General features: G+C 65.7%; 11 protein-coding genes and 1 tRNA gene. 4 read left to right on the forward strand and 8 right to left on the reverse strand.

Annotation, left to right across the window (positions count from 1 at the left end):
- Window positions 1-443: 443 nt before the first annotated feature.
- The 3 genes from PY310_RS12495 to PY310_RS12505 all read left to right on the forward strand — a co-directional run bounded on the left by PY310_RS12495 (window position 444) and on the right by PY310_RS12505 (window position 3,069).
- Entirely contained in the window at window positions 444-1,307 is an 864-nt protein-coding gene (locus PY310_RS12495; protein ID WP_275214718.1) for a winged helix-turn-helix domain-containing protein, read from the forward strand.
- 182 nt (window positions 1,308-1,489) lie between these two features.
- Complete coding sequence (locus PY310_RS12500) at window positions 1,490-2,017, forward strand: SixA phosphatase family protein (protein ID WP_275214720.1); 528 nt, start codon at window positions 1,490-1,492, stop codon at window positions 2,015-2,017.
- A gap of 26 nt (window positions 2,018-2,043) precedes the next feature.
- Window positions 2,044-3,069 (forward strand): EamA family transporter, encoded by a 1,026-nt coding sequence (locus tag PY310_RS12505; RefSeq protein WP_275214721.1) that lies wholly within the window; start codon window positions 2,044-2,046, stop codon window positions 3,067-3,069.
- A 559-nt stretch (window positions 3,070-3,628) separates the two neighbouring features.
- Here the strand turns inward: PY310_RS12505 and PY310_RS12510 are convergent.
- From PY310_RS12510 to PY310_RS12530, 5 genes are all read right to left on the reverse strand, one after another.
- Window positions 3,629-4,315 (reverse strand): TetR/AcrR family transcriptional regulator, encoded by a 687-nt coding sequence (locus tag PY310_RS12510; protein WP_275214722.1) that lies wholly within the window; start codon window positions 4,313-4,315, stop codon window positions 3,629-3,631.
- Window positions 4,312-6,348, reverse strand: a complete 2,037-nt coding sequence (locus PY310_RS12515; protein ID WP_275214723.1) for a YhgE/Pip family protein — start codon at window positions 6,346-6,348, stop codon at window positions 4,312-4,314. The genes PY310_RS12510 and PY310_RS12515 overlap by 4 nt, the downstream gene beginning before the upstream one ends.
- The gene (locus PY310_RS12520) at window positions 6,345-7,103 is read right to left on the reverse strand and encodes an ABC transporter ATP-binding protein (RefSeq protein ID WP_275214724.1); all 759 of its coding nucleotides are present in this window, start codon (window positions 7,101-7,103) and stop codon (window positions 6,345-6,347) included. Before PY310_RS12520 ends, PY310_RS12515 begins: the two co-directional genes overlap by 4 nt.
- A gap of 67 nt (window positions 7,104-7,170) precedes the next feature.
- Window positions 7,171-8,640 carry a dihydrolipoyl dehydrogenase family protein gene (locus PY310_RS12525; RefSeq protein WP_275214725.1) on the reverse strand — a complete coding sequence of 490 codons (1,470 nt, stop codon included), beginning with the start codon at window positions 8,638-8,640 and terminating at the stop codon, window positions 7,171-7,173.
- Window positions 8,641-8,851: 211 nt separating this feature from the next.
- A tRNA-Arg gene (locus PY310_RS12530) sits at window positions 8,852-8,925 on the reverse strand.
- Window positions 8,926-9,199: 274 nt separating this feature from the next.
- Between PY310_RS12530 and PY310_RS12535 the strand changes: the two genes are divergently transcribed.
- Window positions 9,200-11,035: a phosphoenolpyruvate carboxykinase (GTP) gene (locus PY310_RS12535; protein ID WP_275214775.1), complete on the forward strand. Its 1,836-nt coding sequence runs from the start codon at window positions 9,200-9,202 to the stop codon at window positions 11,033-11,035.
- A gap of 81 nt (window positions 11,036-11,116) precedes the next feature.
- Here the strand turns inward: PY310_RS12535 and PY310_RS12540 are convergent, their stop codons facing one another.
- The 3 genes from PY310_RS12540 to PY310_RS12550 form a co-directional block, all read right to left on the reverse strand.
- Window positions 11,117-12,277 (reverse strand): globin domain-containing protein, encoded by a 1,161-nt coding sequence (locus PY310_RS12540; protein WP_275214727.1) that lies wholly within the window; start codon window positions 12,275-12,277, stop codon window positions 11,117-11,119.
- A gap of 171 nt (window positions 12,278-12,448) precedes the next feature.
- The gene (locus tag PY310_RS12545; RefSeq protein WP_275214777.1) at window positions 12,449-12,919 is read right to left on the reverse strand and encodes an RrF2 family transcriptional regulator; all 471 of its coding nucleotides are present in this window, start codon (window positions 12,917-12,919) and stop codon (window positions 12,449-12,451) included.
- A 16-nt stretch (window positions 12,920-12,935) separates the two neighbouring features.
- Window positions 12,936-13,394 carry a hypothetical protein gene (locus PY310_RS12550; RefSeq protein WP_275214778.1) on the reverse strand — a complete coding sequence of 153 codons (459 nt, stop codon included), beginning with the start codon at window positions 13,392-13,394 and terminating at the stop codon, window positions 12,936-12,938.
- Window positions 13,395-13,435: the final 41 nt, after the last annotated feature.

Genomic DNA, 13,435 nt, shown 5'->3' on the forward strand with positions numbered 1-13,435 from the left:
AAGCGCATGAAGTTCCTGTCGATTCTCAGATAATGGGTTATATCGAATAATATTCTTCATCTGAGCACAATGGGGCCCCTCGACAGAAATCCATGTCATGCAAATGCCGACTCGCCGAATTGTGATACGACGCGCATTATTGCCGCTTTGTCTCACGATGCGGACGAACGGGCCCTTTGTTACTTGCAAGTTTTCATTGTTACGTTGCACACTTTCAATTGTGAACAAGAACTCAACAGCAACTGCAGCCGCAGAATATTGGTCCAGCACATCCGCTGCTGCCGACATGCGCTGTTGTCGAATGCACGCCTGACCTTCAGACCCACGAAGTTCTTAGGCATTCGCCTTCCCAGTCCAGAGACGGGCGCCCTCCCAGATTTTTCATTGCGGGCAACCAGCATTCGAGCCGCAGTGACGGCCATTCACATTTGAGGTAAGCATTCATGTCAGTTGCATCCGGATACGTCCACATCTCCGTCCGTAACGCCGGTAAGCCCAGCCAGTCTTCCGGGCTCCGTCAGGGTTTTGGCACCCGCCAGGCGTTCGCGCCTGCCGCTGGTGGAACCGGTTTCCCCGCTCCCGGGTACGTACCCCAGGGCTACAACCCCAACTCCTACGGCCAACTCCGCGCCGTGCAGCCCTCCGAAGCTGCCCCGCTCACCGCGCCCACGCCGGTAGTAGGGGGGAACAACGCACCCAGGTCCGCGAACGATAACCTTGCTCGCGGATTCGTCCTTTACATGGGCATCGACGAGGAGACCGCGGCGGCAGCCGGAACCTCCATTGCCAAGCTTGCCCAGGAAATCCGCGCCTACGCCCAGTCGCTCGTGACCGGCGCCGAAAGCTACGCTGCGGTGGCCATGGCCCCGGCCGGTACCCCCGGTTCCGCGCTCGACGTCGTCCGGTCCACCTTTGGTGACCCCACTGTCAATGCCCAGAAGCGCACCGAAACTGCGCGGCTGCAGCAGGCGGCGGAGCCCCGTCCCTCCGGCGTCCTCATCGACCTGGCCCGCCGCGAAGTCCACCTTGACGGCGAATCCCTGAACCTGACCTTCAAGGAATTCGAACTCCTCAACTACCTCGTCGAGAACGGCACCCGCACCGTCGGCCGCGACGAGCTGCTCGAAGGCCTGTGGCGCAACGCCGAAGAGGTGCCCAACGAGCGCACCATCGACGTCCACATCCGCCGCCTCCGCTCCAAACTGGGCCGCCTCGCCAACACCGTCCGCACCGTCCGCGGCCAGGGCTACCGGTTCTACGAGCACCCCGAAGTAGTGGTCTGGGCCGCTCCGGAATACTCGATCTAGTCTTAACTTCAGTACCGCAAGAAGGCGGCACGATCCCTCTGCGCCTGCGCTCGTTCCTCGCGCAACAACGGCGCTTTCGGGATGTGCCGCCTTCTTGCGTTCCGTTCCGGTCAGCGAGTATTGGCCTCCGCGGCTAAGTTTTGGCCTCCGCGGCTGGTGTTTTTGGGGGCTAGGCTTGGGGAATGAGCGACCACCACATCAAGCGACTGGTGATCATGCGCCATGCCAAGGCTGACTGGCCCGGCGGGGTTGATGATCATGAACGGCCGCTGGAAGAGCGCGGGCACCGGGAAGCGCCGTTGGCCGGGCAATGGCTGGTCAAGCACAACATTTTCCCGGATTTCATCCTCTGCTCCAGTGCCCTGCGCACCCGTCAGACCTGTACGTGGGTGTGCGCCGAGCTGGGGGATAAGGCCCCGACGCCGAAACTTGAGGACGGCCTCTACGCCGCCTCCGCGCTACGCATGCTGACCGTGGTCAACCATGTGCCCGACACCGTGACGACGCTGATGCTCATCTCGCACATGCCCGGGGTCCAGGACCTCGCCATGCACCTTGCCTCCCGGGACTCAAACCACGATGCCTACATGGACGCCGCCACGCGCTACCCCACCAGTGCCCTGGCTGTGCTGGAAACGGAAAAGTCCTGGGCCGAACTCGACGGCCAGGACGCCCGGATCACCAAATTCAAGGTTCCGCGCCCCCACTGAGGCGCAGCGTCTGTCAGAGTTGAACGGTGAACCTCCCACACTCCCTCCTGGCGCTGCTCGTCGCCGTCCTCTGGGGCGTCAACTTCGTCGCTATCGACCTGGGACTGCATCCCGACGGCGGTGACGTTCCGCCGCTGCTGTTCGTTGCCATGCGGTTCGTCCTGGTCGTCTTCCCCCTGATCTTTTTTATCCGGAAGCCGGATGTCAGCTGGAAGGCGATCATCGGCGTCGGACTCTTTATGAGCGCGGGCCAATTTGGCCTCTTGTACCTGGCCATGGCGCTTGGTATGCCGGCCGGTCTGGCATCGCTGGTGCTCCAGGCACAGGTGCTGCTGACGGTTCTGCTGGCGGCGGGGTTCCTGGGGGAGCGCCCCAGCCGGAGCCAACTGTTCGGCGTTGTCCTTGGCGTCGCGGGACTCGCCGTGGTGGCAGTAGGGCGCAGCGCCGTGGCGCCCCTGCTGCCGTTGATCATTGTGCTGGGGGCGGCGTTGTCCTGGGCGGCCGGAAACGTCGTCGCCCGCCGGGCCAAGGCGGCATCCGGGCTCGGACTGGTGGTCTGGTCCGGGGCTGTTGTTCCGCTGCCCCTCGCCGGACTGTCGCTCCTGGTGGACGGGCCCGACGCCGTGCTCGGAACGCTGGCCCACCTGCAGCCGGTCACCATCGCCAGTGCGCTGTACACGGCTATTTTCGGGTCATTGGTGGGGTACGGGATTTGGAACCGGCTGCTGGCCCGCTACCCGTCGTCGGCGGTTGTTCCCTTCACTCTCCTGGTGCCCGTGGTGGGGATGAGTGCCGCCTGGCTGATACTGGCCGAAGTCCCCTCGCCCGCGGAACTGGCCGGTGGCGTCCTTCTGCTGGGCGGAGTGGCGACGGCGGTACTCACCGGACGCGGCGGCCCGCGTCAGCGCCGGGACGTGGTCTTGGCGCCGGATTTGGGTGCCGGCGGGGGCGCCGCTTTGGCGGCCGGTTTACGCGCCGGAGATGCCGACGACGACGCCCGCTTGGCTGCCGCCGGCAAACGGGCAGGCGCGCGGGAGCCGGAAGCCCGCTGAACCGGTGCCGCAGTGTTGCGGGCAGCCGTGCTCCGGGTGACTGGCCCGTGGCTGGCGGACGTGCCCCGGGCGGAGGGGCGGCCCTGGGACGCCGTGGGCTTCCGGCCGCTTCCCGCCACCGGCCGGTTCCGGGAGCCGGGCCGACGTCCCGGGGGCCACGCCACACCCAGAAACAGGACCAGTACTGTGGCAGCGGCCGAGGCGGCGGCCCAGAAGAAGTAATTGTCGGGATCGTTGGTGGGAAGCGGCGTGCCGATGATGGTGGACTGATCCACGAAGGCGAGCTCCCACGTGCTGAGGAAAGCCAGCGAAAAAGCGACGGTCAGGCTCGACCCGGCCCCGGTGGCCACCAGGACTGCATGGCGGCGCCGGACAAGCACTTCGCCTACCGCGGCCACGTAGGCCAAGGCCACGAGCCCCAGGAACGTGACCATCACGGCCTCCTCAAGCGTGATGGCAGTAAGCACCAGCATGCCCAGGGCCGCGATGGCCATAACGAGGGCGAACTTTCCGCTGATACCCATGTGGCGCATGGGATCAATCATCCCCGAGGGAGGAGTTACTTCAGCACGTAGCCGCGCATGCTGGCCATGATTGCTGCAACGCTTTGGTCACGGCTCCGCTCCGGGTTGTAGGTCACCCGGTCCAGGCCCACCACAAAGCAGGCACCAAAAATCGCCGTCTCCAGGCTGCCGCGCGAGATGCCGGCGTCCACCGGGTAGACGGCGGCCACCGCCTCGATGGCATCGCCGATAACCGCCAGGAGTTCGGTCCTGAGCACGGCAAACGTATCCTGCCACACGCTGGGGGTGCGCCAGTTTTCGCTGACCCACAGCCTCGCGAAGGACGGATAATCGGCCATGAAGTCCATTGCCTGACCGATCATTGCCTCCATGGCCAGCAGCGGGTCGCCGGCGGAACCACCCGCCGCGGCGGAATCACCCGCGGGGCCGGGATCATCCGCGGGGCGGGGATCAGCGGGCGCGCTGAGCAGGCGTGCCTTCAGGATGTCCACGCCATAGCGCAGCAGCTGCGCAATCAGATCGGACTTACTGCCGAAGTTGTAGTAGACGGTACCCTTGGAAACCCCGGCCGCGGCGGCGATCTCATCCACGGTCACGCCGGCAGCACCCCGCTCGCCGATCAGCTCCATCGAGGCGTCGAACAGCTTCTGCCGGGTGGCGTTGGTCCGGGCCGGCCGGAGTTTCTTCCCGGCCGCACCATCGTCGGGCAGGACGGCGCTCATACCGCGATCTCGGGTTTGAGGGTCTTGAGCGTCCAGTACTTGTGCTTCCGGACCGCGAAGGTGGACATCGCGGCGCCCAGCAGCGTGTAGCCGAGGAGCCCCAGGACGGTGGGCACAATCATGGACAGGTCCGCGCCGTAGATGAGGTGCCGCATACCGGTTACCACGTAGCCCATGGGGAGGACCTCATGGACCACGTGCAGCGGCTGCGGGGTGGTCTGCCAGGGAAACGTTCCGCCCGAGGAAACAAGCTGCAGCACCAGCAGGATCAGCACCACCAGCTTGCCCGGCGATCCCAGCAACGCAACGACGCCCTGGATGATGGCGCTGAACGCCATCGCCGCCGCCAGCATAAAGAGCCACATCAGGACCGGATGCGCCGGGTTCAGGCCCAGGGCCAGGTCCACCACGAGCGTCAGGAGGGTGGCCTGGACCGCTGAGACCGCAAGGAACGGCAGCCAGCCGCCGACGGCGATTTTCCAGGCCGGGGCGTTCGACGCCAGGGCCCGCTGGGTGATGGGACGCATGGCCTGGACCAGCATAAAGATGCCGATCCACAAGGCAAGGGTCATGAAGAAGGGCGCCAGGCCCGCCCCATAGGAGTTCGCCTTGGCCTGGGAGACGTTGCTGACTGCAACAGGGTCGGCGATCACGTGGGACAGGCTGTCCTTCTGGGCGTCGTCGGGGTTGGGCACTTGCCCGGCACCCTTGGCAATTTCGGTGGCGAGCGTCCGCGATCCGTCGGCGGCCGTCGCGGCGCCGGCCTCCACCTGCCCGGCACCGGCGTCGACCTTATTTGCACCCTCTGCCAGCCGGCCGGCTCCGTCCAGTGCTGACTGCTGGCCGGTGGCCAGCGCGGCCGCACCGGTGTGGAGCTGGTCCGCGCCCGCCGAAGCCTGTGCCACGGCGTTCTTCAAGGCCGGCATACCGGCAGCGAGCTGGGCCGCGCCCACGCTCACTGCCTCGGCACCGTCAGCCAGCTGCTGGATTTGGGCGGCGTCGGCCTGAAGGGTGGTCTTCGCACCAGCCACCGGGTTTGAGGTTGCCGCGGCGTCGAAATCGGCCAGGATGCTGTTCGCCTGTTCCTGCGTAATCACTTTCGCGGCAACGAGGCGGGTGTTCGATTCGAGCACGCGTGTCCGCAGTCCCCGGTCGGCGGCGTCGAGTTGGGTGACGACGGACTGGACCTTGGTGTTCAACTGGGCGTTCCCCGCGGCCACCTGAGCGGCCCCGTTGGCAAGGGTCTGGGTGTCCGTGGGGAGCGTGGCGGTCTTATCCTTCAGCAGGGTGAGGCCGCTGCTGAGCCGGCCAGCGCCGTCGGTCAGCTGGTTCGCGCCGTCACGGAGTTTCAGTTGCCCGGCGTAGAGCTCTGCGGCTCCGCTGCTGAGTTCGGTGGTACCCGCGTGGAGGGTAACGGTTCCGTCGCGGAGTGTGGCCACGCCGTCGGCCAGTTGTCCGGCACCGTCTCCTGCCTTGAGCATCTGGGCATGGATGGTGCCGAAGCCGGTGAGGAGCTGGTTGGCGGTTTCTTCGCCCACCTCCTTGGCAACTGTGGTGTGGACCGAGGTGGTCAGCTTGTCCACGATGGTGCTCAGCAGGTAGTTGTTGGCATCGTTGGTGGTGACGTTCAGCATTGCCTGGCTGGCGGAATCGAAGCTGCCCGGTGAGACCAGGTTGGTGGAGAAGTCCCGGGGGATCTTCAGCGCAAACGCGTACTTGCCGTTGCTGACGCCCTGATCGGCCTCCGATGCCGTGCTGACCGGCTTCCAGTTGAAGACGTGGCCCTCGATCAGGCCGTCCGCCACCTTGGTGCCGGCATGGAGTTCTGTGCCGTCGCCGGAAGTGGCTCCGGTGTCTTCCACCACCAGTGCGGCATCGATCTGATTCAGGTTCCCGTAGGGGTTCCAGTTGGCGTAGAGGTACACCGCGCCGTACAGGAGCGGCACCATGGTCAGGGCAAGGATGGTGAGCTTCGGCAGCAACCCGCCGGTCATCCGCTTCAGTTCGGAACGGGCCAGCCGCAACACGGTCACTTGGCGTCCTCGGTTTCGCGTAGGAGGGCTTCGGATTCGTCGTCAGCCAGGGAAGGTTGGTCGGTCACGGCGGTTTGGGCCGGGGTGGATTCAGGTGCCGATTCCAGCGCGGCGGGCGCTTCCTCCGCCGGCTGGACCGCGTTGCCGATCACGGCGGCGGGACCCGTCCACGAGTCCGGGAGGGCAGTGACGGTAGCGACGACGGCGAGTGGCCGCCCGCCGTCGTACGCCAGCGCTTTAAGCCGCGGGAGCCAGTCCGCAGCGCTGGCACTGTGCCGGTCCGGGGAATCCACCACCAGGAGGTCGGTGTGCGGGTTGGCCAGCGCGAGGGCGGTCAGCAACTCCGTCCGTTTGCCGGCGGGGAGCTGTTCGGTCCAAAGATCCGCGATGTCCTCAAACCTGTTGATTTTAAGCCAGGGCTTGCTGAGGAGTGCGCCGCGGTAGCGGCGGGGGACCAGGGCGAGGTCCTCGGTCACGAGGTCGCGCACGCTGAGGTGCTGCTCGGGTTCGTTGACTCCGGGGGAGTCGACCAGGGCGCTGGCCAGCCGAAGCGTCTTGGTACGGGAGTTGCCGGCCCAGGTAATCAGGCCGCCGGTGGGCTTCATGCGGCCACTGATGGTCAGTGCGAGGGCGGTTCTCTGGTCCTGCCGGTCTGCTGCCACCAGCAGCAGCTCACCGGGGCTGACGCGCAGGGAGGTGGGCGGAAGAAGTTCATCGCGCCGGCCCTTCACGTGGAGCTGCTGGACAAATAGCAAGGATGGCCTTTCGACGATTAATGTCTGCACCCATCCTAACTAAACTGACCAGTCAGTTCAAATAGGCCTAGAGGCCGTACTTTTCCAATAACCGCAGCCACACTTCGCTGATGGTCGGAAAGGAGGGCACCGCATGCCACAGCCGCTCAAGCGGGACCTCGCCCACCACGGCGATGGTGGCGGCATGCAGCAGTTCTCCCACGTCGGGTCCGGCAAAAGTTGCCCCCAGGAGAACCCGGCGGTCCTCGTCCACCACAAGCTGCGCCCAGCCCTCGTAATGCTCGGAGTGCAGGGAAGACCCTGAAACGTCGATGGGCAGCTCCACGGATGAGGCGTTGTAGCCGTCCTTCCTGGCCTGCTCCAGGGTTCGTCCGACGGCGGCCAGCTCGGGATCGGTGAACACGACACTGGGAACGGCGTGCAGGTTGGCGGTCTGGGCGTAGCGGCTCCACGCTGCCGGGTCTCCCGCCAGTTCGCCCTTGGCGCGGGCGGCGATGGCATCACCGGTTGCCCGGGCCTCGTACTTGCCCTGATGCGTGAAATAGTTCTTGCCGGCGGCGTCTCCCACCGCGTAGAGCCAAGGCTCGTGCCCGTCCGTGCCGCGGACTAGGCCAGTCAGGTCCGTCTGCAGCCGGAGTGGCTTCCCGTCCGAGGCCCCGAGGCCCACGCTTTCCAGGCCGAGGCCCTCGAGGGCCGGATGCCGGCCCGTGGAGACCAGGACCTTGTCCGCCGTCACGGCGCTCTGTCCGCCGGCGTGCTGGTCACGCAGCGTCAGGGTGAAGGTGCCGTCGTCGTTTTGATGGATGCTTTCGGTCGATGTGCCCAGGCGGATCTCCACGCCGTCCGCCCGCAGTCCGGCCGCCACGAGACTGCTGGCCTTGGCCGGGAAGCTGCCCAGGAGCCCGCTCCTGGCCACCAGAATCACCTCCGAGCCGAGGCGGGCAAATGCCTGGGCGAGCTCGGTGCCTGCCACGCCGCCGCCGAGGACCAGCAGCCGTGCCGGGATTTCCTTGGCGGACGTGGCTTCCCGGGTGCCCCAGACGTGCAGTCCTGCCAGCCCTTGGATGGGCGGCTGGTTGGGGGTGGAGCCGGTGGCCAGTACGACGGCGTGCCGCGCCTTGAGTTGGTAGATGTTTCCGTCCAGGCCGGCTACTTCCACGGCGCGGGGCCCGGTGAGCCGCCCGCGCCCGCGGATGAGTTCGATGCCGGCACCCTCGAGCCACTTCACCGCGCCCTCATCCTGCCAGTTGGCAGTGAAGTAGTCGCGGCGCTTGAGTACTGCCGCAACATCCAGGGTGCGGGTCACCGCCGCCTCGGCCCCGGGCACGGTCTGCGCACCGTGAAGGGCTGTGCCCGGTCGGAGCAGCGCCTTCGAGGGCATGCAGGCCCAGTAGGAACACTCGCCACCCACCAGTTCGGCCTCGACCACCACAACGGTGAGTCCACCTTGGACTGCACGGTCCGCGACGTTTTCACCCACGGCTCCTGCGCCAATGATTACGACATCAAATTCCCGTTCCAAGGTTTGGGGCGTCATTTGTCCAGCCTACGCCCGCCTTCCGGGACGGAGCCGGCCGGATTGGCTGCTGCCTGGCGTCGCTGTTGACCAGGCAAGGGAGCGGCGGCCCCGTGTTGCAGGGTCCGGAGTGAGGCCCGTGACAAAAAGTTACGCATTCCGGTCACGGCTTTTGGCGAGGGCTTAAAAGCAGAAGGTCCGCACCGGCGAACCGATGCGGACCTTCATTCTGTGCGCCCAAAGGGATTCGAACCCCTGACCTTCTGTTCCGTAGACAGACGCTCTATCCAGCTGAGCTATGGGCGCATTCTCTGTTTCGCGGAGTATCTCGCTCCCCGAACCTCGAATTACTTTACGCGAGTCTGGCCCTCGTGCCAAATCGGAAGGGGTGTAATATGGGTGACTAGACCGGTCTACGTGACCTTCATCACTTAATTCCATCAATTTGCGCACCGTTTCCTTGAATTTGCGCGGTTTCCGTCCCAAAAGAGCAGAAACGAGCACGCCTGCCATCCTCGGCCACCCCGGGGCGGCCAATAACATTTAGGACACACCGATGAACCCGAGGAAGGGAACCGTAATGGGCGAACTGGCGCAGAAACCGTTGCTTGAACAAGCACCCACCACCCATGCCGCACTGCTGGCGTGGGTCGAAGAGGTTGCAGAACTTACGCAGCCGGACCGCATCCATTGGGTTGACGGGTCCGAGGAAGAGAACACCCGGCTGACCGACGAGCTCGTCGCCGCCGGGACCCTGACACGGCTTAACCCGGAAACGTTCCCCAACTCCTTCGCAGCCTTCTCCGACCCGGCCGACGTTGCCCGGGTCGAGGAGCAGACCTACATCTGCTCGGAAAATGAACGCGACGCCGGCTTCACCAACAACTGGATGGCTCCGGCCGAGATGAAGCAGAAGCTGCGCGGCCTCTTCGCCGGCTCCATGCGCGGCCGCACCATGTATGTCATCCCGTTCGTCATGGGCCACCTCGAGGCCGAGGATCCCAAGTTCGGCGTGGAAATCACCGACAGCGCCTACGTCGTCGCCTCCATGCGCATCATGGCCAACATCGGCACCGCCGTGCTGGACAAGATCACCTCCACGAACGCCTTCTTCGTCCCCGCCCTGCACTCCCTGGGCGCACCCCTCGAGGCCGGCCAGGCTGATGTGCCGTGGCCGTGCAATCCGGACAAGTGGATAGTCCACTTCCCCGAAGAGCGTTCGATCTGGTCCTTCGGCTCCGGCTACGGCGGAAACGCCCTGCTGGGCAAGAAGTGCTACGCCCTGCGCATCGCCTCGGTGATGGCCCGCGATGAAGGCTGGCTGGCCGAGCACATGCTGATCCTCAAGCTCACCTCACCGGAGAAGAAGAACTACTACATCTCCGCGGCCTTCCCCTCTGCCTGTGGCAAGACCAACCTCGCCCTGCTGGACCCCACCATCGAAGGCTGGAAGGTCGAAACCCTCGGCGATGACATCACCTGGATGCGGATCGGCAAAGAGGGCGAACTGCGCGCCACCAACCCGGAAGCCGGCCTGTTCGGCGTCGCGCCGGGCACCGGCTGGGGGACCAACCCCAACGCCATGCGCGCCATTGCCAAGGGCCACAGCATCTTCACCAACGTTGCCCTCACGGACGACGGCGGCGTGTGGTGGGAAGGGATGACTGACGAGGTCCCCGCGCACCTGACCGACTGGCAGGGCAACTCGTGGACACCGGACTCGGACCAGCCGGCCGCCCACCCGAACTCCCGCTTCTGCACCCCGATCTCGCAGGTCGACATGCTGGCTGAGGAGTACTACAGCCCCGAGGGCGTGGAGCTCTCGGCCATCCTCTTCGGCGGCCGGCGCAAGACCACGGTTCCCCTGGTTACCCAGGCCCGCAACTGGACCAACGGTATCTTCATGGGCTCCACGCTCTCCTCGGAGACCACGGCCGCCGCTGCAGGCCAGGTGGGCGTGCTCCGCCGCGACCCGATGGCCATGCTGCCCTTCATCGGCTACGACGCCGGCGACTACCTGAAGCACTGGATCAGCGTCTCCGGAAAGGCCAACCCGGAACGGCTCCCGCACATTTTCCTGGTCAACTGGTTCCGGCGCACCGCCGACGGCGGCTTCGCGTGGCCGGGCTTTGGCGACAACGCCCGCGTCCTCAAATGGGCCATCGAGCGCCTCGAAGGCAAGGCTGACGCGATCGAAACGCCCATCGGCTTCGTCCCGGCGCCCCACTCGCTGGACCTGACCGGCCTGGACCTTACCCACGCCCACGTGGAAGATGCCGTCCGCGTGGACCGCGAGGAATGGGATGCCGAGCTGGCCTCGATCGAAGAGTGGTACGCGAATTTCGGTGACTCCCTGCCGGAGGCCCTGAGTGCCGAGCTGAACGCACTGAAGGAACGCATGGCGGACCACAGCTGATTAGCTGGAGTCAAACAGACATCACGACGGCGGCCCCGCACCTTTTCGAAAAGGTGCGGGGCCGCCGTCGTACTGCGACTCTTAGCTGGCGAGCCAGATGTCCGGGCCGAAGACCTCGTAGTGGATGGATGTGGCCGGGATGCCCGCGTTGATGGCCTCGTTGCGGATGTTTTTCATGAACGGGAGCGGTCCGCACAGGTACAGCGACGCATCGGCCGGGAGGTCCACCTCGCGCAGGGACATAAAGCCCTCCTTGGTGCCCTCCACCGGCTGCTCCAGCCACAGCTGCAGTTCGGCACTGTCCAGGCGTTCGACGTCGTCCGTCATCTGCCCGCGCAGTGCCCAGCTGTCCAGGGTGCTTTCGGCATGGAGCACCAGGACCTGCCGGTCCGACCCGGCTTCGGCGAGGGAACGCAGGATGGATGCGGTGGGCGTGCAGCCAATGCCGGCCGAGGCCAGGACCACCGGACCGTCACCATCTTTGAGGGTGATCTCGCCGTAGGGGTTGGAGATGTCCAGGACGTCGCCGACCTGCACGGTGTTGTGCAGCACGGGGGAGACCTCGCCGCCGTCATCCAGCTTGGTGGTGAAGCTGCGGCTGGTGCCCGCCTCGCCGGACAGTGAGTACTGGCGCACCTGGCGAAGGCCGTCCGGCAGGACCACCTTGACGCTGACGTACTGGCCCGGAAGCGCCGGGGTGATGGGGGTGTCGTCCGCCGGCTCAAGGGTGAAGGTCATGGCGCCGACGCCGGCCGCAGTCTTGGCGGACACCCGCCACGGGGCCCACATCTTGCCGTTCGCCTGCATGGCGTAAAGGCCCTTTTCAAGCTTGATGAGGGCGTCCGCCATCAGCCAGTACACCTCGGTCCAGGCCTCCGCGATTTCGGGGGTGATGACCTCCGCAAGGTCTTCGGCAATGGCGGCGAACAGGTGCTCGTAGACCACCTGGTACTGGGGTTCGGTGATGCCGAGCGAGGCATGCCGGTGGGCAATCCTGGCGAGAACGGTTTCCGGCAGCGTGCCGGGGTTGTTGACCAGGTGCGTGGCGAAAGCGGCGATGCTTCCGGCGAGGGCCTGCTGCTGGTCGCCCGAGCGCTGGTTGGAACGGCTAAACAGGCCGTCCAGCAATTCGGGGTGGGCGGCGAACAGCCGGGCGTAAAACTTAGGGGTGATGGCGCCGATCCGCGAGCCGACTAGCGGCAGGGTGGCCTCAATGACGGGGCGGGACTTGTCCGAGAGCATGTGTACTCCTGAGGTAGGTAACCGGGGCCTTCGTCCGGTCGGATAATACGTGCATTTCAAATGCTTGTATTGATACCCCAAGTTCTACACCTTGTAGAAATGTGAAATCAAATCGGCCCGTCACATGGCGCTTTGACGGGGAAGTGAGCCCGGTGAAGCGCGGTTTTGCGGCTACTGTGACGGAACCGGCGGCTGAAGGCCGGGGCGGAGGCCGATCATCTGGAAGACGGGCGCCATCTGCTTCGAGCCGGGCAGGTCGGCCACCACCACGTCGTCGAGTTCGCGGTAGAAGGCTTCGCGTGCCCGGGCAAGTGCTGCCCGGAGTTTGCATTCGTTGATGAGCGGGCAATTGCCGCCGGGGGATACGCAGTCGGCGGCGTCGGTGCGGGTGTTCAGTGACCGCAGGACCTGGCCCACGGTGGCCACGCGTCCGGCGGGGCTGAGCCGGGAGCCGCCGCTCCGGCCGCGTTCAACGTCGATCAGGCCCAGGGCCCGCAGCTTAGCCATTGCCTTGCTGACATGGTTGTACGGTGTGGCCACGGCGTCGGCAATGTTCTGCGTGGTGAGGAGCGTGGCCTCGGGGGCGGCGGCCAAAACCATCAGGGCCCTGAGGCTGACGTCTGCAAAGGCATTGATTTTCACGACCATTCGCCCCGGTCTAGTCCACCCAGATGGCGGGCTCGTTGGAATCGGCGGCGAGCTCGCCGAACTCCCACTCGCGGCTGGCTGTGTTGGCGGCGTACGGCAGGACGGCCGCGAAAACTGACCCGTCCCGGTGTTCCGCGGCCACATGGATGGCATCGGACTCATCCTCAACCAGCGTGATGTCGCAGACCACTGCGGCGGCGCGGAAATCGCCCCGGTTCTGGCGCAGCAGTTCAGTGAGGTCGCTGATCATCGCATCGGCGTCAAAGTCGCCGTCCGAACCTTCCGCAGCATCCGCCGGGGTGACGGCCATGAGCCGGACCTCGCCGTCGTTCTGCACCACCAGCGCGAACGGCAGAAACCCGCCGTTGCGCTGGAGCTGTTCCTGGGCCGCACCGAGTCCGGTGCCCATCAGGTTCTCCAGATCCGCGGCGCTGGCCTCCGGAACGGAATCCCGCCAGGACGGCACCATCTGGCCGTCCGCGGCACCGCCCGCGGCACCGCCCGCGGCTT

This window comes from Pseudarthrobacter naphthalenicus, from assembly GCF_029076445.1.
In the GTDB taxonomy this organism is placed as follows: domain Bacteria; phylum Actinomycetota; class Actinomycetes; order Actinomycetales; family Micrococcaceae; genus Arthrobacter; species Arthrobacter naphthalenicus.